20 protein-coding genes, 2 tRNA genes and 1 other RNA gene are annotated in these 22,326 nt (G+C 40.3%); 15 read left to right on the top strand and 8 right to left on the bottom strand.

Translation table 11 applies throughout. The features are described 5' to 3' along the window. Positions 1–8: 8 nt before the first annotated feature. From C1642_RS00190 to C1642_RS00175, 4 genes are all read right to left on the bottom strand, one after another. Positions 9–83: transfer RNA gene (locus C1642_RS00190), tRNA-Gln, on the bottom strand. Continuing rightward, on the bottom strand, positions 82–915 hold the full coding sequence (gene ispE, locus C1642_RS00185; RefSeq protein ID WP_103235745.1) for a 4-(cytidine 5'-diphospho)-2-C-methyl-D-erythritol kinase: 834 nt from the start codon (positions 913–915) through the stop codon (positions 82–84). The genes C1642_RS00190 and ispE overlap by 2 nt, the downstream gene beginning before the upstream one ends. Positions 916–933: 18 nt before the next feature. Beyond that, complete coding sequence (lolB, locus tag C1642_RS00180) at positions 934–1,512, bottom strand: lipoprotein insertase outer membrane protein LolB (protein ID WP_000039821.1); 579 nt, start codon at positions 1,510–1,512, stop codon at positions 934–936. Between the two features lie 4 nt (positions 1,513–1,516). Beyond that, a complete protein-coding gene (locus C1642_RS00175; RefSeq protein WP_001088484.1) occupies positions 1,517–3,226 on the bottom strand; it encodes a tetratricopeptide repeat protein in 1,710 nt (569 codons plus the stop codon). A gap of 88 nt (positions 3,227–3,314) precedes the next feature. On the opposite strand from C1642_RS00175, the gene hemA reads away from it, so the two are divergent. After that, positions 3,315–4,598 carry a glutamyl-tRNA reductase gene (gene hemA / locus C1642_RS00170; protein ID WP_000007423.1) on the top strand — a complete coding sequence of 428 codons (1,284 nt, stop codon included), beginning with the start codon at positions 3,315–3,317 and terminating at the stop codon, positions 4,596–4,598. On the opposite strand, the gene C1642_RS00165 is transcribed toward hemA, so the two are convergent. Then, positions 4,595–6,460, bottom strand: coding sequence for a DNA primase (locus tag C1642_RS00165; RefSeq protein WP_002059772.1), 1,866 nt, complete (start codon positions 6,458–6,460; stop codon positions 4,595–4,597). The two genes, hemA and C1642_RS00165, sit on opposite strands and share 4 nt — an antisense overlap. 158 nt (positions 6,461–6,618) lie before the next feature. Next, positions 6,619–7,776, bottom strand: a complete 1,158-nt coding sequence (locus C1642_RS00160; RefSeq protein WP_000056813.1) for an outer membrane protein assembly factor BamD — start codon at positions 7,774–7,776, stop codon at positions 6,619–6,621. 71 nt (positions 7,777–7,847) lie between these two features. Here C1642_RS00160 and rluD point away from each other — a divergent pair, with 71 nt between their 5' ends. The 3 genes from rluD (at position 7,848) to C1642_RS00145 (ending at position 10,420) form a co-directional block, all read left to right on the top strand. Next, complete coding sequence (gene rluD, locus C1642_RS00155; protein WP_000199621.1) at positions 7,848–8,900, top strand: 23S rRNA pseudouridine(1911/1915/1917) synthase RluD; 1,053 nt, start codon at positions 7,848–7,850, stop codon at positions 8,898–8,900. A gap of 10 nt (positions 8,901–8,910) precedes the next feature. Next, entirely contained in the window at positions 8,911–9,648 is a 738-nt protein-coding gene (gene pgeF, locus C1642_RS00150) for a peptidoglycan editing factor PgeF (RefSeq protein WP_000397510.1), read from the top strand. A gap of 220 nt (positions 9,649–9,868) precedes the next feature. Next, complete coding sequence (locus C1642_RS00145) at positions 9,869–10,420, top strand: flavodoxin family protein (RefSeq protein ID WP_000056378.1); 552 nt, start codon at positions 9,869–9,871, stop codon at positions 10,418–10,420. Positions 10,421–10,461: 41 nt separating this feature from the next. Here C1642_RS00145 and smpB read toward each other — a convergent pair whose 3' ends face one another. Then, on the bottom strand, positions 10,462–10,938 hold the full coding sequence (gene smpB, locus C1642_RS00140) for an SsrA-binding protein SmpB (RefSeq protein ID WP_001029798.1): 477 nt from the start codon (positions 10,936–10,938) through the stop codon (positions 10,462–10,464). Positions 10,939–11,073: 135 nt separating this feature from the next. On the opposite strand from smpB, the gene coaD reads away from it, so the two are divergent. The 5 genes from coaD (at position 11,074) to C1642_RS00115 (ending at position 13,687) form a co-directional block, all read left to right on the top strand. Continuing rightward, positions 11,074–11,565: a pantetheine-phosphate adenylyltransferase gene (gene coaD / locus C1642_RS00135; protein WP_000047853.1), complete on the top strand. Its 492-nt coding sequence runs from the start codon at positions 11,074–11,076 to the stop codon at positions 11,563–11,565. Between the two features lies 1 nt (position 11,566). After that, positions 11,567–11,830 carry a YfhL family 4Fe-4S dicluster ferredoxin gene (locus tag C1642_RS00130; RefSeq protein ID WP_001979799.1) on the top strand — a complete coding sequence of 88 codons (264 nt, stop codon included), beginning with the start codon at positions 11,567–11,569 and terminating at the stop codon, positions 11,828–11,830. Positions 11,831–11,857: 27 nt separating this feature from the next. Further along, an RNA gene (gene rnpB, locus C1642_RS00125) (RNase P RNA component class A) lies at positions 11,858–12,212 on the top strand. A 64-nt stretch (positions 12,213–12,276) separates the two neighbouring features. Continuing rightward, positions 12,277–12,353, top strand: a tRNA-Met gene (locus C1642_RS00120). A 149-nt stretch (positions 12,354–12,502) separates the two neighbouring features. After that, on the top strand, positions 12,503–13,687 hold the full coding sequence (locus tag C1642_RS00115; RefSeq protein WP_103235744.1) for a porin: 1,185 nt from the start codon (positions 12,503–12,505) through the stop codon (positions 13,685–13,687). 52 nt (positions 13,688–13,739) lie between these two features. Here C1642_RS00115 and C1642_RS00110 read toward each other — a convergent pair whose 3' ends face one another. Then, positions 13,740–14,720, bottom strand: a complete 981-nt coding sequence (locus C1642_RS00110) for a LysR family transcriptional regulator (RefSeq protein ID WP_001061609.1) — start codon at positions 14,718–14,720, stop codon at positions 13,740–13,742. Between the two features lie 103 nt (positions 14,721–14,823). Here C1642_RS00110 and C1642_RS00105 point away from each other — a divergent pair, with 103 nt between their 5' ends. From C1642_RS00105 to cntB, 6 genes are all read left to right on the top strand, one after another. Further along, the gene (locus C1642_RS00105; protein WP_001129656.1) at positions 14,824–15,936 is read left to right on the top strand and encodes a tartrate dehydrogenase; all 1,113 of its coding nucleotides are present in this window, start codon (positions 14,824–14,826) and stop codon (positions 15,934–15,936) included. 20 nt (positions 15,937–15,956) lie between these two features. Next, complete coding sequence (locus C1642_RS00100) at positions 15,957–17,609, top strand: BCCT family carnitine transporter (protein ID WP_002059763.1); 1,653 nt, start codon at positions 15,957–15,959, stop codon at positions 17,607–17,609. Between the two features lie 11 nt (positions 17,610–17,620). Continuing rightward, positions 17,621–18,595 (top strand): alpha/beta hydrolase, encoded by a 975-nt coding sequence (locus C1642_RS00095; RefSeq protein ID WP_103235743.1) that lies wholly within the window; start codon positions 17,621–17,623, stop codon positions 18,593–18,595. Between the two features lie 42 nt (positions 18,596–18,637). Continuing rightward, the gene (gene cntA, locus C1642_RS00090) at positions 18,638–19,753 is read left to right on the top strand and encodes a carnitine monooxygenase subunit alpha (protein WP_001277084.1); all 1,116 of its coding nucleotides are present in this window, start codon (positions 18,638–18,640) and stop codon (positions 19,751–19,753) included. A gap of 64 nt (positions 19,754–19,817) precedes the next feature. After that, a complete protein-coding gene (locus tag C1642_RS00085; protein WP_000096968.1) occupies positions 19,818–21,269 on the top strand; it encodes an NAD-dependent succinate-semialdehyde dehydrogenase in 1,452 nt (483 codons plus the stop codon). Positions 21,270–21,316: 47 nt separating this feature from the next. After that, positions 21,317–22,273 carry a carnitine monooxygenase, reductase subunit CntB gene (gene cntB / locus C1642_RS00080; protein WP_000146428.1) on the top strand — a complete coding sequence of 319 codons (957 nt, stop codon included), beginning with the start codon at positions 21,317–21,319 and terminating at the stop codon, positions 22,271–22,273. Positions 22,274–22,326: the final 53 nt, after the last annotated feature.

The raw sequence follows: 22,326 nt of genomic DNA, 5'->3' as shown, positions 1-22,326 counted from the left end.
GTGGAAAATGGCAGGGGCGGCTGGATTCGAACCAACGGATGGCGGGATCAAAACCCGCTGCCTTACCACTTGGCGACGCCCCTAACTTGCAACTTTAAAATGACGCAAAGGAGATTCTTTTAAACTATGTACCAAGTAAGCTTTACATGGTGCATGTTTAAGAATGTCATCAACATTCATTTCATCGGTTACCTCAGCAAAAACACAAGCACCTGTACCTGTAAGCTTTGCATGACCAAACTGGTCGAGATATTGCATTGCTTCTTCAACTTCAGGGTATAACTCTCTAGCCAGAAGCTCAAAGTTATTTCCGAAATTAGAAGGTTCTAACTGATAGGCGCAAAATGTAGTGGGCTTAGAATCTCTTGTCAATGTTTTTTGTGAAAAAAGCAGTTGAGTGCTGATAAAACAATCAGGTTTTAAAACAATGAATTGTTTTTGATCTAAGTCTATGAATGATAAATGTTCACCAATCCCTTCAGCCCATGCATTTAACCCATAAATAAAAATTGGAACATCGGCACCAAGCTTGACACCGAACTGAGCTAACTGTTCTTCAGCTAGACCACATTGCCATAATTGATTTAAGACAATAAGCGTCGTGGCTGCATTGGAAGAACCGCCACCTAAACCGGCACCCATCGGAATATTTTTTTCAATTTTTATATGGAGTCCGCAAGGATTTTGAGCGTGAGGGCGTAATATCTGTGCCGCCCGATAAATCAGATTTTGCTCAAGTTGAACCTCACCTAAACCTTCAATCTGAATCTCATCTTCAGATATAGGCGTAAATGTCATCCAGTCATATAAATCAATAAGTTGGAAAATGGTTTGTAGTTCATGGTAACCATTTTCACGACGTCCTGTGATATGCAAAAACAGGTTGAGCTTAGCTGGAGAAGGTACTCGAATCATAGATTTATATAATAAGGATTAGCGGTTTTGGATCACCATTGTAATACGGTTTTCTTTATCTTCAGCAAGAGCCTGCTTTAAAACCAGTTTATTTGGTAGAGTTTGTTCACCATCATAACTAAAATTAACTGTCCAGCCATCTTCGATGAGTTGGCTCACACGATTTGCATTATCTTTACTAATTTGAGCATTTAAAGTTGCAGGTTTCGCTAAAATCCAACTGGTTAAATGAGTAATTGGTGCTTGCCAGCCAGTTGCACGCTCTAAAAGTTCTTCAGGAGATGCAGCCGTAATCAGTCCAGTTTTAGCACTGTTTAGAGTAACTTCACCTGGTTTACCCTGAATTTGTGTTTTTCCAACACCTAAAATACCGCTTAATTCGATATCGAAATTGTCTTGCTGTTGAATCCATGTAAAGAATGCACTACCAGTTTGTTGGGGGGTGCGTACTCCAATTTTACCTTGTAAATTGAAGTGTTTTTCGTCTTGTACTTGGTGGGTAACTGCAGCTTTAGGTTGAGTAAAATGCTGACAACCGGTTAAAAATAAAACACTTGATCCACAGATCGCTGTGCACAGTTGGGCAAGTTTGCTCATAAATTTAACTCTTTTTTGCAGATGTAGGTAAAATTAACGCATCAAGTTGTTGTAATTGTGGATCATTTGCGTGCTTTTGTTTCAGTTGTTGTAACACGGCACTGAACTGAGTTAATGATCCTTGCATATAAAGTGCCTTAGCGTAACGAATGCCAATATTTATGTTATGACTTAGTTCATATGCTTTGCCTAAAGCTTCCGCAGCCGCTTCATAATCATTTTGTAAAAATGCGATATAGCCTAGCGTATCCAGAATAGAAGCTTGTTCAGGGGCATATTCTAAAGCCTGTTCAGCATATTGACGTGCTTCCTTAAGCCTACGATTTTGCAAAGCTAATGTATAAGCATAGGCGTTTAGATACGTTGGGCTATTGGGTTCTAACTGCAATAATTGTTTGAGTGTTTTATCGAGTTTATCGCGGTCAGTATAAGGGTCTAATAATAAAACTTCTGCATAGATGAGCTCCGGATCATCTGGTAAGTTTTTGATCGCTTCATCTAATAAATTTAATGCAGCTTTTTTATTGCCCATCTTCTTTAAAATTTCAGCTTGAGCTTGGTAAAGAAAGCTTGCATGCTGAGGATAATTGACTCGTTCTTGGGTTAAAAAGCGTAAAGCGTCGTGTAAGTTTTCTTGTTTATCATAGATTGCAATGAGATTGCGTCTTGAAACAATATACAAACTACCATCGACTAAACGGTAGTAAGCTTTAGCAGTTTCATAATGTTGTTTTCTTTCAGCATTAATCGCTAAGTAGTAATACGCCTCATTTTGATATTTTGCAGAGTTGCGTAAATCAACCAGATATTGTTCTGCTTTGTCATATTGCTTAAGGTCAATACTGGTTAAACCAGCAATAAACAAAGCCTCTTCAGCATGAGGATTGCTTTCAATAATTTTCTCTAATTTTTCAAGAGCAAGCTGGGGTTGATTAATCTGGATGAGATAACGTACTTCGGCTAGGCGAATGTCTAGGTTTTTCTTATATTTACGGCTTGACTTTGCATACCATTTTAAAGCGCCTTCTTGATCACTTAGTGCGATTAGTAAATTGGCTTTCATTAAGATAAAGCTGGTCACTTTAGGGCGACGGCGTAGTGCGCGATTAATGGTACTTAAGGCAGGTTCTAACTGACCATTTTGTGCTTCTAGGTTGGCAATAAGCGCTAAGATGGATGGGTTGTCTTTCTCTGCACTAGAACGTAAAGCGGTTAATAAAACTTCTCGATCCTGTGCATTTTCAGGTGCAATGCTTGCCAAAATTTGTTCAAGATCGGCAGTTGGATCTATTTTTAAAATTTTATCTAAAGTCTCGGCAGCAAGCTGATATTCATGTGTTTTTAGCGCAATATGCGATAAATAAAATAAAGCAGGGACATCTTTAGGCTCTTGAACAACCCAATGTGTTGCAATATTTAATGCAGCTTGTAAGTCGTTATATTCAAGTGCAACGTCTAATGCACGCTGTTTAATTGTTGTTGAGTTGCTTTTTATCGCAAGCACTGTGTAATTGTGCAGTGCTGTGGGAATATCGTCATAAGCTAAGGCAAATTCAGCAACCATACTCTGCTGTAAAGCCTGATCAAATGAATGCACGGCATAGGTCTCTTGCACTGGACGTGCATAGACATATGAGGACATGCTACCTAACAATAAGAATGTGGTAGAATACTGTCTTATCGAAGCACCGTTAAAATTAATACGGCTATTCATTTGACGCAATTTTTATTGATCCAAAGTAATGCTTTTTATGACACCGATGTTGCACAATAGCATAAATTTAGCGAAATGATGATCTGATATGTCTTTCTTTGCATTGGGTGTCAACCATCAAACAGCTTCTGTAGAACTCCGCGAGCAAATTGCTTTCAATGCAGAGCGATTAAGTAATTTGCTTGCCGAACAACGTCATCACGAGTCTTTAAAAGACTTAGTGGTTGTCTCAACGTGTAACCGTACAGAAGTCTACGCCATGGCGGAAGATGCCGAAAGCCTTCTGAAATGGTTAGCCGATGCCAATAATATTGATGTAAAGCAGTTAATTCATCATGTTTATCGTTACGAAAATGCTCAAGCCATCACACATTTAATGCGTGTAGCAAGTGGTTTGGACTCACTCATGTTGGGCGAACCGCAAATTTTAGGGCAGGTGAAAAGTGCTCTAGCATTGTCTAAAGAAGCGCAAACAGTTTCTCCTGAATTAAATAGTGTATTTGAGTACGCTTTTTACGCCGCTAAACGTGTGCGCTCTGAAACAGCTGTAGGTAGTCATGCCGTTTCAATGGGTTATGCAGTTGCCCAGCTCGCTTTACAGGTTTTTAGTAAACCTGAAAAACTAACGGTTATGGTGGTTGCTGCTGGCGAAATGAACAGCCTTGTTGCCAAGCATTTAGCTGAAATGGGCGTCGCCAAGATGATTATTTGTAATCGTAGCCGTGAACGTGCCGATCAATTGGCCCAAGAAATTGCACATCAAGTTGAAGTTGAGATTATTGATTTTTCAGATTTGGCTGAGAATCTATATCGTGCCGATGTTGTTTCAAGTTGTACGGGTAGTTTGCATCAGGTTATTGCTTATGCAGATGTCAAAACTGCATTAAAAAAACGCCGTTATCAGCAAATGTTAATGGTCGATTTAGCTGTACCGCGTGATATTGACCCTAAAGTAGAGTCGCTTGATGGAGTGTATTTATACGGCGTAGATGATCTACAAAGTGTGATTGATGAAAACTTGGCTCAACGTCGTCAAGCGGCTGTTGAAGCTGAGGTGATGGTTAATCAGCTAGCCACCCAGCTAATTACGCATCAAAAAGTCAAAGAGGCGGGCAGTACAATTCATGCTTATCGCCAACATAGTGAAGAAATTAGTCAGCGAGAGCTTACCCATGCATTAGAGGCTCTGCATCATGGTGGAAATCCTGAGCAAGTGTTGCAGCAATTTGCCCATCGTTTGACGCAAAAACTAATACATCCTACCTCTATGTTGTTGCGTGAAGCTGCAAAAGCAGAGAGCCCAGACTATTTTGAATGGTTACAGCAGCATTTACAGGATGTATTCGATCATGAGCGAAAACCCAAACGTTAAGAAAGAAGTCTTAAGCTAATTTGTTTAGTAAGTTCATTGAGTTGTTGTCTTAAGTTTCTTGACTCAACTAATGAGATTTTAGATTTTAGTTTTTGACGTAAATATCTTTCTTGTAAGCCTAAAGCATATTCTTTTGCGAGTTTATCTGCTACTTCCGGTGCTTGAGTTAAGGCTTGAATATTGGTCCTTTGCATAATATCTGCAATTTCATGGCAATAACTGCTACAAGCACCTAAAACATAGTAGGTAGCTAGTTCTTGGTCATCAGGCAATTCGTCAAATATACGGTTTAAAATTGCTAATATTTTAGCCAACAACTCATCTTGCGGAATATAAGCCCGTAATCCTTCAAAATGAATATAAAGAAACGGATGGTGCATTAAAATTGCAATTGCAAAGTCCTCATCTTTCGTTTGAATATTAAAAGATAGGGATGCATCGTGGCTAATTTGTGGAGTGAAGCGCTTACCTAAGCCTAATTTTTCTCGGAAAGATTGGGTTAGTAGATAGCGAAAAGACCCTTGTTTTGGCAATAACTCGGTCAATTCTCTTAATTCGCCCATAACAAGACTTTTACCTTCGGGCGTACTAATGTCATGTTGCCCAGTAAGATGAGCAAAAACAAAGTCAGAAAGTAAAGGAGCTTGCTGTAGAAGCTTCTGGAAATTTTCCACCCCTTCACGGCGGATTAAAGAGTCAGGGTCATGGTCATTTGGCAATACAAAGAATTTGAGCTCGCGACCATCATTGAGTAAGGGTAATGCAATTTCTAAAGTTCGGCGTGCGGCCTTTTGACCTGCAGCATCCCCGTCAAAAGCAATCGTAATCCGGTTATTTTGTTTAAATAAGATATTAAGGTGTTCGGTATTACTTGCTGTTCCTAAAGTCGCAACTGCACCAGTAATGCCATATTGCTGTAAAGCAATGACATCCATATATCCTTCGACCATTAACCAGTCATTTGCTTTTAATTTTCGGCCTTCATATAGCCCATATAATAATTGATTTTTGTGGAATACTTCCGAATCGGGCGAGTTGATGTATTTAGGTTTAATTTCATCATTGAGCGCACGACCACCAAAGCCAACTACACGACCTTTAGGGTCCCGAATTGGAAAAATAACACGATCACGTAAAAGGTCGAAGTCACGACCACTATCGCTTGAACGGATGAGACCAAGTTGCTTTAAGCCCTCAATATCATAAGGGAAAGCTTTTTCTAGATGCTGCCAGTCTTCAGGAGCATAACCTAAACGCCAGAACTGAATAGTCTGGTCACTTAAACCGCGTTGCTTAAAGTAATTTTTAGCTTTTTGACTAGTCGGTAATTGATGTTCATAAAACTGGGCAACATTTTCTAGAAGGTCATATAAATTACCTTCTTGTACTGGCTCATCAAAGCTAAATGGCTGTTCAAACTGGGCAAAGGGATCATCAAAATATACAGGTTCAAACGTATTGTACTGATCTTCTATAGGTGCTTGAGTAGTCGGTTCAGCAACCGTTTTGGGCGGTGTTGATGGTTTTGTAACTTGGCGTGTATAAGACAGTTTTTTATTATCAGTATTATCTTTTGGTAATTCGACTCCCGTATTAGTCGATAATTCCTTCATCACATCAATAAAGTTTCGGTTATCAATGTCCATTAGGAAGCGAATAGCATTTCCGTTCGCCTGACAGCCAAAGCAGTGATAATACTGTTTATCGCGGTAAACATGGAAAGAAGGCGTTTTCTCTTGATGAAAAGGGCAACAACCAGAATAAGTTCGTCCGGTTTTTTTCAGTTTCACACGTTGACCAATCAGATCGACAATATCTGTGCGATCTAAGATCTGATCAATCGTATGCTGTGGAATTGCCATAATTCAGATAACCGTGTTTAAACTAATGATGCGATAGGTCAGATTATTCTGACATGATGAATCGAGATATGCCCGATAAATATTTTACTATTTTATAAAAACAAACAGGCAAGTGATATTACTTGCCTGTTTGTTGGTTATTTTTAAGCTTTTATTGCTTATTGAGCAGCGTCATCTGCTTCGTTATCTGCTGGTGAGGCACTCGGTGCTTCACTCGAAGACGTTGCTGGTGCAATTGTTGCGCCTTCTGCTGCTTTTGGCTCAGGTTTATCTAGTAAACCGAAGCTTAAGCGATTAGTCCAACTACGTTCACTTTTTGGTGCTTCAACAGGTGTGTTAGTTGTTTCTTCAGTTTCTTCTTTACCCGAGTTACCAATTAAACCAAAGCTTACGCGGTTTAGTAGACTACGTTTTGGTTCAGCTTCAGAAGAAGTAGTCGTATCTGGTGTTACAGACTTAGATTCACGACCAAGAATACCTAAGGTTGCACGGTTGATCCAGTTACCTTCTTTACGTGCAGCACGCATGTTGACAGTGCCGTTTTTATTGACAAGGCTCGGATAATTAAGTTTTAAAACTTCGATGTATTGTTGCGAAGTTGCCTTATCACCTAATTGATCATAGCTATATGCCAAAGTTGCTAAAGCTTCTGGTACTTGAGGTGTTTGTGGATAATGTTCAATCACCCATTGTGAACGTTCAGCCGCGGCAATCCACGCTTTACGTTTAACGTTAAAACGCGCTGCATTCATTTCACTTTCAGCAAGCTCTTGTCCAATAAACTTCATACGCTGTGCTGCATCGACAGAATACTGGCTACTTGGGAAGCGACGAATAAGATCAACAAAGTTTTGATATGCAACTTTTAAATAACTCACATCACGGTGAGATTGTTGCAAAGAGGTGTAACGCAACAAGCTATCGTAGTTCATCTCCATATTAGATACGCCACGTACGTAGTAAGCATAATCTACATTTGGATGCTGAGGATTTAAACGAATAAAACGTTCTGCGAGTGCAATCGCACCTTCATAATCTTTTTGCTTAAATTTTGAATAGAGAAGTTCAAGTTGTGCTTGTTGTGCGTATTGTCCAGTTGGATAATAAGTATCAATCGCTTCTAAAGATTTGGTAGCGTCAAGATATTGACCACGATCAAGAGCTTTTTGAGCCTTGTCAAAATATGCTTGTTCACTAGATTGAGGGCCAGTATCGACCACTTCTTTTTTACTTGGATTGCTGCTACAGCCCACAAATGCAGACGCTACACCTAAAGATAAGGCAAGCATCGTAATTTTATAACGTGGTAGCGACATAAAAACTCCTCTGTTATGTTGGGCAATGAGCTACAATTGCGCTATTAAACCACTTTTATCTAAATGATCAAATGACTTCAGCACAATCTTCAAACACAAACTTCTCTGAAACAGACTTCAATTTACTAGAAGATTCTGAGGATGCAGATAACCATACTTCTGATACAACTGCAACACGTTTATCGTTGCAAGTTCAGTTAGATGAAAGCTACTTAGGGCAACGTATCGACCAAGTGGCAGCCATGGTGTGGAGTGAGTTTTCACGCGAAAAACTTAAACAATGGATGAAAGAAGGTCATCTGTTGGTAAATGGTAACATTGTCAAACCTAAATATCGCTGCGAAGGCAATGAAACGCTAACTTTAAATGTTGAGCTTGAAGCACAGACCAACAGTCAACCAGAAAATATTCCACTCGATATTGTTTACGAAGATGAAGATATTTTAGTCATTAATAAACCAGTAGGTATGGTGGTTCATCCTGGCGCAGGTAATACCTCGGGTACTTTGGTCAATGCTTTGCTTTACCATTCACCCAAGTCAGCCGAGCTTTCACGTGCTGGTCTAGTACATCGTATTGATAAAGATACCAGTGGTTTACTAGTTGTTGCTAAAAATCTCGAAGCACAATTTTCTTTGAGTAAACAATTGGGAGATAAATCTGTTTATCGTATTTATGACTTAGTCACTTATGGCAATATTATTGCAGGTGGCACAATCGATGAGCCGATAAAAAGACATCCGGTTGACCGTGTAAAAATGGCAATTTTGCCGGGTGGGCGTGATGCTGTAACGCACTATAACGTGAAAGAGCGTTTTAGAGACTTTACTCGTGTACAAGCGCAACTTGAGACTGGCCGTACCCACCAGATTCGCGTTCACTTTAGTTATATTGGACATGGTTTGGTCGGTGACCAAGTTTATATGAACCGTGTACGTATTCCGGCAGGGGCATCTGAGTTACTCATCGAAACTTTACGCGGTTTTAAACGCCAAGCACTTCATGCAGCTAAATTGGGCTTAAAACATCCTCGTACTGGTGAAGAAATGTTATTCGAAGCACCATGGCCTGAAGATTTTACGCAGTTGGTTAATGTTTTACGTACAGAAAACGCTGCATATTAAGGACTGGTATATGGAATTTGTTCAGGGTTTACCTCAAGGCGTATTCGTAGGGCAGACACGAGTTCATCACCCTTTGGCATTACCAGCAGAGCAAACAGAGCTAACAGGTTTTAACCTTGCTTTGCACGTTAAAGACGAAGCTCAGCGTGTCCAGCAGCATCGGATGATACTGTTAGATGAATTTGCTCAGTTTGGGGTTAAAAAAATGACATGGATGACCCAAACACATAGCACGATTTGCCATACAGTAAATGAACAAATTCCTTTTACAGCTTTAATTGGCGACGGCTTGATTACGCAAACCAAAGGTCATGCGTTAATGATGATGACAGCCGATTGTTTACCTGTCGTGCTTGGTAATGCTGAAGGTACAGAAATTGCTAACTTACATGCAGGGTGGCGAGGTTTAGCGGGAGGTATTATTGAAAATACAGTTGCTGCAATGCAGAACCCTCCAACATGGGCATGGTTGGGTGCAGCGATTAGTCAACCTTGCTTTGAAATCGGAGCAGAGGTAAAAACTGCTTTTTGTAGTAAATATCCTGAATTGGAAACTGCATTTATTGATGGGGCAGCTCCAAATAAATTTCATGCTGACTTGTATGCAATTGCTCGTTTTATCTTACAGAGACGAGGAGTTGAAAAAGTTTTAGGGGGAGATCAGTGTTCATACCAACAGCAAGATGAATATTTTTCTTACCGCCGTGATGCTAAAACTGGCCGTATGGCAACTTTTGTTTTTATGTAGTTTTGAAAAATCATATTTCTTCTTAAGGATATGATTGTTGTAATAATACTCTCTTATGTTGTTTAAATTTCAAAATAGCATAAGAGAGTTTTTTATTTTGAATTTTCCATATTTATTCAAGAAATTAAGGCCAGCACTGAGATTTCATGTTTATAGAGGAAGGTTTAGCAAGTTTTAATAAAATGATAAAATAGAAAAAATCGCTCAAAATATTAAGCTTATGTCTTTGCCTGAAAAACATCTCTCTATTGTCTATCACAGTCCCTATGGTCACACTGCAAAGGTAGCGTCTGCTATCGCAAGTGGCGCCGAAGTGATGGGCGTCAAAGTACATGTGATGAATATTGAGCATATTGATTGGGATGTTTTAGATGCCTCACAGGGCATTATTTTTGGTTCCCCAACTTATATGGGAAGCGTAACTGCCGATTTTAAAAAGTTTATGGATAGTACATCTAAACGTTGGAAAAATCGTTTATGGCAGGGTAAGTTAGCAGCGGGTTTTGCAAATTCGGGCGGTTTAAGTGGTGATAAACTGGCGGTTCTGCAACAACTTAATATTTTTGCGATGCAGCACGGCATGTTGTGGTCAGGTTTACCTTTAATGACAACAGGCCATACTGAAACCGATTTAAACCGTTTATCGAGCTGTTTAGGGTTGATGACTCAATCAGATAATGCACCTGTTGAAATTACACCGCCGCAAGGTGATTTAGATACGGCTAAATGGTTTGGTGAATATATTGCTGGGCTTTTATATAGATTAAATTAGTGAAAAATAAAAAAGCCTCTATAAAGAGGCTTTTTAGTCTATTACTTATGAAATATACGTGCTTTATCACGTTGCCAATCACGTTCTTTTTCAGTCGCTCGTTTATCGTGAAGTTGTTTACCTTTCACGAGTGCAATTTCAAGCTTAACCAGATGACCTTTCCAGTAACATGCTAATGGAACGCACGAATAACCTTTTTGGTTCACTGCACCCATAAGCTTTTCAAGTTCACGACGAGATAATAATAATTTTCGTGTACGTGTAGCTTCCGGCACAATATGTGTAGATGCAGAAAGGAGTGGTTGAATCTGAGCACCAAATAAGAATGCTTCACCATTTTTAAAAATGACATAACTTTCTGTCAAACTCATACGACCGGCACGTAAAGATTTTACTTCCCAGCCTAGTAAAGACATGCCAGCTTCAAATTTTTCTTCGATAAAATAATCATGACGGGCACGTTTGTTTTGTGCGATGGTTCCGCCATTATGTTTCTTTACTACTGTTGCTTTCGCCATAATTCAAACTTCCACAATTGTCCCTATTGTGCCGTAAACTGATGCCAAGGTGAAGTTTTTTCCCACATATCAATATTTCGTCTCATGTATAACTTTTGCTAAAATAGGCGCACAATACAATTAGAGTACTAGCGGATGTCTAAAACGCGTGTAATTTATCCTGGAACATTTGACCCTATCACGAATGGGCACGTTGATTTAGTTACTAGAGCATCAAGAATGTTTGATGAAGTTGTAGTAGCGATTGCAATTGGACATCATAAAAACCCTTTGTTCAGCTTAGAAGAAAGAGTTGCACTAGCGCAATCATCATTAGGCCATCTATCAAATGTTGAGTTTGTAGGTTTTGATGGTTTGTTGGTTAACTTTTTTAAAGAACAAAAGGCCACAGCAGTACTTCGTGGTTTAAGAGCAGTTTCTGACTTTGAATATGAATTTCAACTGGCCAATATGAACCGTCAGCTTGATCCACATTTCGAGGCGGTGTTTTTAACACCTTCTGAACAGTATTCTTTTATTTCTTCGACATTAATTCGAGAAATTGCTCGTTTAAAAGGAGATGTAACCAAGTTTGTTCCGCAAGCTGTGGTTGAAGCTTTTGAACGTAAACATCAACAAGGTTGGTAACGTGTCGTTATATATCACTGATGAATGCATAAACTGCGATGTTTGTGAACCAGTTTGCCCTAATGAAGCGATCTTTATGGGCGAAGTGATTTATGAAATCAATCCGGATTTATGTACAGAGTGCGTTGGTCACCATGACCAGCCACAGTGCCAATTATTTTGTCCAGTAGACTGTATTCCAAAAGATCCGCAGCATGAGGAAACGGAAGAACAGTTACTCGACAAATATAAAAGATTAATTGCTCAAAAAAGCACAAGCAATTAGTCAATAAATTTGTTAATATGCGCCCTCGAAGTGAGCCGGATGGTCGCTGCTGTGGAGGTCTCCGTGACTGAAGCAGGAGAGGAAAGTCCGGGCTTCATAGGGCAGGGTGCCAGGTAACGCCTGGGCGGTGAAAGCCGACGGAAAGTGCAGCAGAGAGTAGACCGCCTCATTCGTGAGGTAAGGGTGAAAGGGTGCGGTAAGAGCGCACCGCGTGTCTGGTAACAGTTCACGGCATGGCAAACCCCACCAGAAGCAAGACCAAATAGGAATCCTAGGTGCGGCCCGTACTGGATTCGGGTAGGTCGCTTGAGCGTATGAGTGATTGTACGCCTAGAGGAATGACCATCCTCGACAGAACCCGGCTTATAGGCTCACTTCACCTCATTTTATTGAAAATTTTTCTTGACGCGCGGTTAAGAAGCTAAGATAATGCGCGCACAGTTTACGGCTATGTAGCTCAGTTGGTTAGAGCACCGCACTCATAATGCGGGGGTCACAAGTTCAAGTCTCGTCATAGCCACCATTTTACAGACCACGCTCCTGCGTGGTCTTTTTTTATGCTTGTTTTTTTGATTAAACACAGTTTGTAAAGACCGACTTCATAGTTCTGGCATTGTTTGTCTAAGCCAATTTCTTCATGTTCTTATAACACTTAACAAGGATGTTGAAGACATGAAAAGGTCATTATTATTTTTAGGAATTCTAAGTTTAACTGCTGGAGCACAAGTCTCTGCAGCTGATTTGAGTTGGGGTGATCCAACTTTAGATTCGGGTCAATTTAAAGTGTCTGGCGCAGTACGTTCTCGTTATTTACATAAAGATTATGTGGTCGGGGTGAATGAAGGTTCCCAAAATGATGACTGGCGACTTACTGATATTAAATTAGTGTTGGGTTATGAAAACCCAAACTGGATTGCAGGGGCAGATGCTCGCTGTTATCAATATGATCGCTTGTGTGATGCGATTTTTCTAAAAAAAGCTTGGGTAGGGTATAAGTTATCTGACCAACAAAGAGTCACGGCAGGTGTGCAGCCTGTTGATTTTGGCTTTGGTGAATTTTGGGGAAGTAGTTATTACGAAACGCTTTTAAATACCGTTGGTTTAGAAGATATTGATAATCTGGGGATTAAATATAAATTTGCAGATGACAAATACAATTTAACCTTAGGATTCTATCCAACTGATGGAGGAAATTATAAGGGGACATCAAAAGACTCAAGCCGATATAGTGGTAATTTCGTTGAAGCTGATGATTTAACTACAGGAACCAATATTGAAGAAAAAAATATGTGGATTGCACGGGCCTCTAGAAAATTTGAGCTTGATAAAGCTCAAAAATTTTCGACCGAGTTAGGTGGTTCAGTTTGGTATTCAGATTTAGAAAATAAAAGAACAGATGAAGATGGACACCGCAAATCATGGAATGTATTTGCTCAAACGCAATATCAAGCATGGCAATGGATGTTCTTAGCAGGTAAGCAAGATGTCACTAATGGCGATAATTTATTGCCAAATAGCTCAACCATTGGAGCATTTGATTACCCGTATCAAGTTGCTAACAAAGGAAAATATCTGGTCAATGAAATTAACTATACCTTTGCTCAGCCATTCCACAAACTTGAAAATATTAAGCCCTATATCTCTCATAGCCGCTTTTTCAAAGATGAGGATGGATATAAAGACTCTGAGCGTTTAATTGCAGGCGTTTATTTTAATTACAAAGCCATTGGTATTCAGGGTGAATATATTATGAGTAAAAATGATCCAATGGTAGGTGGTGGGGCAAATGGCCTTGCACAAGGTAGCAGTAATGATTGGGATAAACTGTTTTATCTTTCAATTGGATATTATTTCTAGAAGTTAAAAGTAAACTATTGCCCTAAGTGAACAGGCCCACTTAGGGCTTTTTTTATAGAAAGACTTTTTCAGGCGGTGGCTCTCGTTTGACGGCTGGTGAAATAAGTTGTCCACGGCTTAGGTTTTGCACATGCTGTAAACGATTGAGCAATTCGTTTTGAATAAACAAAATACAGGTTTGCAGTTTGGAGGAGCTTTTGAGTCGTGATGGATAAACAGCCCAGACATCTGCATCTTGCCAGTATTCAGGCAAAATATGCTGAAGTTGGCCGGTAATCAATTCATCTGCAACATCCCAAATCGAGCGGAAAATAATACCGTGACCTTCTATAGCAAGTTGATGAATAATTTCACCGTTATTTGAAACAAAGCGGGGTTTGATATGCACTGAGACATCTTCGGAAGCATGCCTAAATTTCCATAAAACCGAGGATTGGTCGCGTTCACTAATTGTTAAACAGTCATGTGTTTGCAAATCTTCAATACTGTCAGGTACGCCGTGTTTAAGTAAATAACTCGGTGACGCGCACAAAATACGAAAATTAGAAGCCAGCTTCTTCGCAATCATATTGGGTGCAATTTCATTACCAATTCTAATGTCTAAATCAATACTGTGTTGAATCAGGTCTTTGGTGTTGTCGATGGTATCAAAATGAATCTGTAGTTTTGGATACAGCATCATTAATTTAGACAAAATTGGTGCGACATGTTTTCTGCCAAAACCAAAGCTACTAATAATATCCATACGACCCGTAGGCGTACTGAGCGGGTTATTGACCAGTTCACAAACTTCATCAAATTCTTCAAGAATATTTGAAACTCTCTCAAGAATGAGTTTGCCATCTTCTGTCAGGCTAACGTGACGTGTACTGCGGTGAAAAAGTTTGCAGCTCAACGTGTTTTCTAAAATATTAATTCGCTTGCTAATAAAAGCTGGCGATGTCCCGAGTTCCTCAGCAGATTCGACAAAACTTTTTAGTTTGGCGACTGTGCAAAAAACCTTTAAATCCGATAGGTTAGGTAGATTATTCACGATCCGTGTCCATTGGAGTGATAGTTCTGTTGTTGATCATTTTTGCTTAAAACATCATGTTTAAGCCATACAAGGATATTAGTCGAAGGTGTGAAGGAAGCTTATGGCAAAAAGATATAAAGTTGCCACGATTGCAGGCGATGGCATTGGTTTAGAAGTTCTACCAGAAGGTATTAAGGTTGTAAAGGCAGCAGCAGAGAAGTACGGCATTGATCTTCAGTTAGATGCTTTCGATTGGGCAAGCTGTGATTACTACCTTGAGCACGGCAAAATGATGCCAGATGACTGGTTTGAAACTTTGCAGGGCTACGATGCAATTTATTTTGGCGCTGTAGGCTGGCCAGATAAAGTGCCTGACCATATTTCGCTTTGGGGTTCGCTGCTCCAGTTCCGTCGTGGTTTTGACCAATATGTGAATTTACGTCCAGTGCGCTTAATGCCGGGTGTGAAATGTCCATTGGTAGGTAAAAAACCGGGCGATATCGACTTCTACGTGGTTCGTGAAAATAGTGAAGGTGAATACTCAGCGATTGGCGGTAAAGCTTTTGAAGGAACAGACCGCGAGTTTGTTTTACAAGAAGCCGTATTTACACGTCATGGCGTAGACCGAATTTTGCGTTATGCATTTGAGTTTGCAAATCAGCGAGATGCGAAAAAAATTACCGCAGCGACCAAGTCAAATGGTATTGCAGTGAGCATGCCGTACTGGGATGAGCGCGTTGATGCGATGGCAAAACAGTATCCACAAATTCAAGCTGATAAACAGCATGTTGATATTTTAGCGGCTCGTTTTGTTTTACAACCTGAACGTTTTGATGTGGTTGTGGCATCGAATTTATTTGGCGATATTCTTTCCGATTTAGGTCCTGCATGTACGGGAACCATTGGTTTGGCAGCTTCTGCAAATTTAAACCCAGAAAGAAAATTTCCATCACTGTTTGAACCTGTCCATGGTTCAGCACCAGATATTTACGGTAAACAAATTGCCAACCCAATCGCTGCGATTTGGTCGGGTGCCATGATGTTCGAATTCTTTGGAGAAGAAGACGAGCGCTGTATCCAAGCGGGTCAAGATATTATGCAGGCGATTGAGAATGTATTAATTAATGGCCCAAAAACAGCCGATATCGGCGGTCAGGCAAAGACTTATGAGGTAGGAGATGCAATTGCATCATGTGTAGCCCAAACTAAAATGGACGTATTCGCTATGGAATAACGCCATCCAAAAATGGATGTATGGATATGGATAATCAAAACACAAAAATTTATACGGATAAATTCCTTGCCGTAACCAGCTTACTGTTTGTATTTATTTCAGTTGCTGGTTTGGCGATTTATTCGCAAGAATCGATAAAGATTGCTGCAACGTGGATGCAGTGGACGACATCGGTATTTACAACCCCAGTATTACTGTTTGCTTTTTTAGCTATCATTTTTACTTTTGGTCTTGCCTTTAGTAAATACGGAAAAATTAAGCTTGGAGAAGGAAAACCTCAATACACCACGATGTCATGGATTTTTATGTTCATCTTGTCGGGTATTGGGTCTTCTACATTGTACTGGGGCTTTTTGGACTGGGCCTACTATTATCAAACTCCGGGTTTGAGCTTACCGCCTGAGTCAGCAGAAGCATTGAAATATAGCGTGGCTTACTCGTTTTTTCACTCTGGCTTAAGTGCTTGGGCAATTTATGCTTTGGCATCAATTTCTTTGTGCTACAGCTACCATGTGAGAAAAAACAAGGGTTTAAGTTTAGCTTCAGTGATTGAGGCTGTGACAGGCTTTAAATCAACTGGAGTGGTTGGTCGTTTGGTCGACTTAATGTTTTTGCTTTGTATGTTTGGCGCATTGACGATTTCATTGGTACTCACTGCCGTGACATTTACCAATATTTTGTCTCAGCTCACAGGTATTCCAAATACCTTTATGACCAAGGTCATCATTATTTTGGCAGTTTCAGTTCTGTTCGCACTCAGTTCATATGTAGGTATGGACAAGGGCATGCAGCGTTTAAGCCATATGGTGTGCTTGGGTGTAGTGTTATTTGCAATTTATGTACTTTGCTTTGGTCCGACTCAATTCATTTTGAATAATTCATTAATGAGTTTCGGGTTAATGGCAACCAACTTTGTTGATATGAGTTTGTTTACCGACCCAATGGGTGATGGCAAGTTTACTCGTGAATGGACTGTTTTCTACTGGTTATGGTGGATTTCATATGCACCGGGTGTGGCACTCTTTGTAACGCGTGTTTCTAAAGGTCGTACCATTAAAGAAGTGATCTTTGCCATGGTCATTGGTGGCAGTGTCGGGCTTTGGTTCATCTTTGGAGTATTTGAAAATTACAGCGTTTATAGCTTTATTCATGGAGCTGTAAATGTGCCACAAATCTTGAGCCAACAAGGTGGTGAGGTTGCGATTGGTCAATTGCTTAGTCTGTTACCTGCCGGAAAACTCATGATGTGGATTTTCCTCGGCATTATGGTGGTGTTCTTGGCAGCGCATATGGATGCAGTCGGGTATGCGGTTTCAGCAACATGTACACGCGGTTTAAGTGAAGGGCAAGATCCATCGCCAAATGCACGTTTGTTCTGGTGTGTCATGCTGACCTTAGTTCCAATTGCCATGATCTTTAGTAAAGCACCATTAGACACCATGAAAACGGCAACTATTGTGACGGCTTTACCATTCATCGTGATTATTCTGATTCAGACCTATGGCTTAGTGAAATGGCTCATACAGGATTATGCCAAAGTCCCATCACATTTAATTGAGCAACAAGGTTATGATGATCAGGAAATTGGTTTAAACCAGACTCAAGATGAACATGCAAAACGGATGCAGCTTGAGCTTGCAAGCTCAATCAAACTGGATAGAAAAACCAGCTAGAAGGAACGGTAATGACGACATATGAACAGGCTACTTATGCCTTAAGTGAAGAAATGCAAAGCCTTGTGTATTGGAGCAGCATTTATTCACCAGCAGATGCAGATATTGACTCAGTCCGTGCGGCATATGATGCCATGTGCCGACACTACACTTTGCCACGTGATGACAAGTTAGATGTAGAAGATCGAGTGATTGCAAATGAAGAGCATCCTGTGCCTGTTCGTGTGTATTTACCAAAAACAAATCGACCTGAGTCTGGTTGGCCATGTGTGTTGTATCTACATGGTGGTGGTTGGATGGTGGGTGGACTCGATTCACATGAGTTTATTACCAGTTATTTGTGTAAGGACTTAAATGCGGTTGTTATTAGTGTAGATTACCGCTTGGCACCAGAGCATCGCTTTCCAGCGGCCTTTGAAGATTGTTTAGCAGTGTATCACTGGCTTAAACAACATGGTTCAGCTTGGCAAATCGATAGTGAAAATATTGTGCTAGCAGGTGATAGCGCGGGCGGTAATTTAGCGGCTGCCCTTGCAGTGGAACTACAACATAGTGGTTTACAAGCTCAAGGGCTGGTATTGGTTTATCCATGTTTAACGACAGCATTTGATACTGCATCCGCACAAAAGCACGCCCATGCGCCGTTGTTAACGACAGAAGATATGCATTTTTATTTAAAGGAATATGCACCGAATTCACAAGATTGGCAGGATTTACGTCTAGCCCCTTTATTGGCGACGGACTTTTCAGATATGCCTACAAGTTTTGTGGCTGTTGCAGAATATGACCCTTTAAGTGATGACGGTTATCTCTTTACCCAAAAACTGGAACAAGCAGGCATCCCTAACGAGTTTCATTTAGGTAAAGGTTTATTACATGGCAGTTTACGTCTGATGCGTGACTGTCCGGAAGTTCAACATTTATATCAAAACATGCTAAGTGCAATACACCGCATGTTGAGCAGTGCCGAAAAGACATCAATGTAATATCGAGTCATTTGGACGAAAAGAATTTAATGGAGTAAAAACATGAGTGCAGTTGAAAAATTACCTGAAGATTTTTGCGCAAACCCAGATGTTGCATGGACTTTCCCTAAAGTTTTCTATACTTCATCTCAAGTTTTTGAGCACGAGAAAGAGGCTATCTTTGCTAAAAGCTGGATTTGCGTTGCACATGGTAGTGAGTTGGCTCAGCCAAATGACTATATTACCCGTAAAGTGATTGGTGAAAATATTGTCATCATTCGTGGTAAAGATAGCGTTTTACGAGCTTTTTATAATGTATGTCCGCACCGTGGTCATGAACTTTTAAGCGGTAGTGGTAAAGCAAAAAATGTAATTACCTGCCCATATCATGCATGGACGTTTAAGCTAGACGGTAGCTTGGCATTGGCACGTAACTGTGACCACGTTGAATCTTTCGATAAAGAAAACTCAAGCATGGTGCCTTTAAAAGTCGAAGAATATGCAGGTTTCGTATTTATTAATATGGATGAAAATGCGACTTGTGTAGAAGACCAGCTACCGGGCTTTGCTGAACGTTTAAATCAAGCATGTGGTGTGATTAAAGATTTAAAATTGGCAGCACGCTTTGTGACAGAAACACCAGCAAACTGGAAAGTGATTGTTGATAACTATATGGAATGCTACCACTGTGGACCTGCACATCCAGGCTTTGCTGACTCTGTACAAGTCGATAAATACTGGCATACAACACATCAAAACTGGACATTGCAATATGGCTTTGCACGTTCATCTGAGAAGTCATTCAAACTTGATCCATCAGTAACAGATCCTGAGTTTCATGGTTTCTGGACTTGGCCTTGCACCATGTTCAACGTACCACCAGGCAGCAACTTCATGACAGTTATTTATGAATTCCCTGTTGATGCAGAAACAACTTTGCAGCATTACGATATTTACTTCACTAACGAAGAACTGACTCAAGATCAAAAAGATTTGATTGAGTGGTATCGCAATGTATTCCGTCCGGAAGATTTGAACTTGGTAGAGAGCGTACAACGTGGTTTGAAATCACGTGGTTATCGTGGTCAAGGCCGTATCATGACTGACAAGCAACGTTCTGGTATCAGTGAGCATGGTATTGCTTACTTCCAACATCTTGTGGCGCAGTACCATCAATAAAAACAAAGGGATTTATTCAGGTGTAAAGATGACTTACACCTGATTCTTCAGTTAGGAAGACGATATGTCGAGTTTACAAAGTACTGAACTATTTCAGCAACAAGCCTATATTAATGGGCAATGGCTAGCTGCACAGTCGAATGCGACTGTTCCGGTGAGTAATCCAGCTACAGGCGAAGAAATTGGCACAATTCCTAATATGGGAGCGGTAGAGGCAACCCAAGCAGTTGAAGCTGCCTATACGGCTTTACAAAGTTGGAAAGCTTTAACGGCACAAAACCGTGCTGATATCTTATTGGCTTGGCATAAACTGGTTCTCGATCATACCGATGAACTTGCTTTAATCATGACCATTGAGCAAGGCAAGCCTTTAGCAGAAGCAAAAGGCGAGGTTCGCTATGCTGCATCATTTATTCAATGGTTTGCCGAAGAAGGCAAGCGTATTTATGGTGATGTGATTCCAACCGTAAATAACCAGCAGCGCTTTATTATCAGTAAAGAACCTGTGGGTGTGGTGGCTGCGATTACGCCGTGGAATTTCCCAATTGCCATGATTACCCGTAAAGCAGCGCCAGCTCTAGCAGCGGGTTGTACGGTCGTGATTAAGCCAGCCAATGAAACACCTTACTGTGCATTAGCGATTGCAAAGCTTGCAGAAAAAGCAGGTATTCCAGCTGGTGTGATTAATGTTGTTACTGGTAAATCTCAAGAAATTGGCTCGGTATTTACTTCACATGAAAAAGTGAAGAAGTTAACTTTTACTGGTTCAACGCCAGTGGGCCGTTTATTGATGCAGCAGTGTTCAAGCACCATTAAAAAATTGGCGCTTGAGTTGGGCGGAAATGCTCCTCTGATTGTGTTTGATGATGCCGATTTAGATAAAGCTGTACAAGGCGCGATTTTTGCCAAGTTCCGTAATGCAGGCCAGACCTGTGTTTGTGCTAACCGCATTTATGTACATAACAATATTTATCAAGCTTTTGCCGAGAAGTTTGTACAAGAAGTACAAAAGTTTAAAGTCGGTAATGGACTTGAAGATGGCGTACAAATTGGCCCATTAATTAATGAAAAGGCAGTTTTGAAAGCACAGCAGTTAATTGATGATGCAGTGAGCAAAGGCGCTAAGATTGCCTGTGGTGGTAAGCAGCATGCTTTAGGACAAACCTTTTACGAACCATCAGTTTTAACTAACGTTGACCGTACAATGGAAATTGTCCAAGAAGAAATTTTTGGTCCAGTTGCGCCGCTCATTCGCTTTACAGATGAAGCAGATGTGGTTGCTCAAGCAAATGACACTATCTTTGGTTTGGCTGCGTATGTTTATAGCGAAAATATTTCACGTTTATGGCGAGTGTCAGAACAGCTTGAATATGGAATGGTCGGTATGAATGCCACTGCAATTTCAAATGAAGTTGTACCATTTGGCGGTGTGAAACAATCAGGTGTTGGGCGTGAAGGCTCAAAATATGGTCTTGAAGAATTCATGACCATTAAATACATGTGTTTAGGGCTTTAAGGATAAGCCCTAACAACAAAAATATGCGGTAAAAGAAGGATTCTAATATGGCGAGTCATTATGAAATGTTCCCAGCGGTTGTTACTCGTGTGGAACAGCTAACCCCTTTAATCAAACGGTTTACGTTCAAACGTCAAGATGGGCAGAACTTTCCTCGATTTAGTGGGGGAAGCCATATTATTGTCAAAATGAATGAACAACTTTCCAATGCCTACTCATTGATGAGCTGTACGCAAGATTTATCAACTTACCAAGTCTGCGTTCGTAAGGATGTGGAAGGTAAGGGTGGATCAGTTTTCATGCATGATCAGTGCAATGAAGGCTGTGAAATCCAGATTTCAGAACCAAAAAATTTATTCCCGCTAGCTGAAACAGGCAATAAACATATCTTGATAGCTGGTGGTATTGGTATTACACCATTCTTACCTCAAATGGATGAGCTGGCAGCACGTGGAGCAGAGTATGAGCTGCACTATGCTTACCGTTCACCTGAACATGCAGCTTTACTTGATGAGCTAACACAGAAACATGCAGGGCATGTATTTAGTTATGTTGACTCAGAAGGCAGCATGCTTAATTTAGATGAATTAATTTCATCGCAACCCAAAGGCACACATGTATATGTATGTGGACCTAAACCTATGATTGATGCGGTGATTGATTGTTGTAACAAGCACCGTTACCGCGATGAATACATTCATTGGGAACAATTTGCCTCAACAGTTCCTGAAGATGGTGAAGCATTTACGGTGGTACTTGCCAAATCTAATCAGGAAATTGAAGTACAAAGTAACCAGACTATTTTACAAGCCATCGAGACATTAAATATTGATGTGGAATGTCTATGCAGAGAAGGGGTTTGTGGTACATGTGAAACCGCTATCTTAGAAGGTGAAGCAGAACACTTCGATCAATACTTAAGTGATGCCGAAAAAGCTTCACAAAAGAGTATGATGATTTGTGTATCACGAGCAAAAGGTAAAAAATTGGTATTAGATCTTTAATATATTTCTGTGGCCGATCAATTGCTTAAAGTAAGAATTTGCTAAAAAATGAA

The sequence above is a fragment of the Acinetobacter sp. AKBS16 genome, from assembly GCF_002899995.1.
Classification (GTDB): domain Bacteria; phylum Pseudomonadota; class Gammaproteobacteria; order Pseudomonadales; family Moraxellaceae; genus Acinetobacter; species Acinetobacter baumannii.
This window is presented reverse-complemented; position numbering and strand designations above follow the sequence as displayed.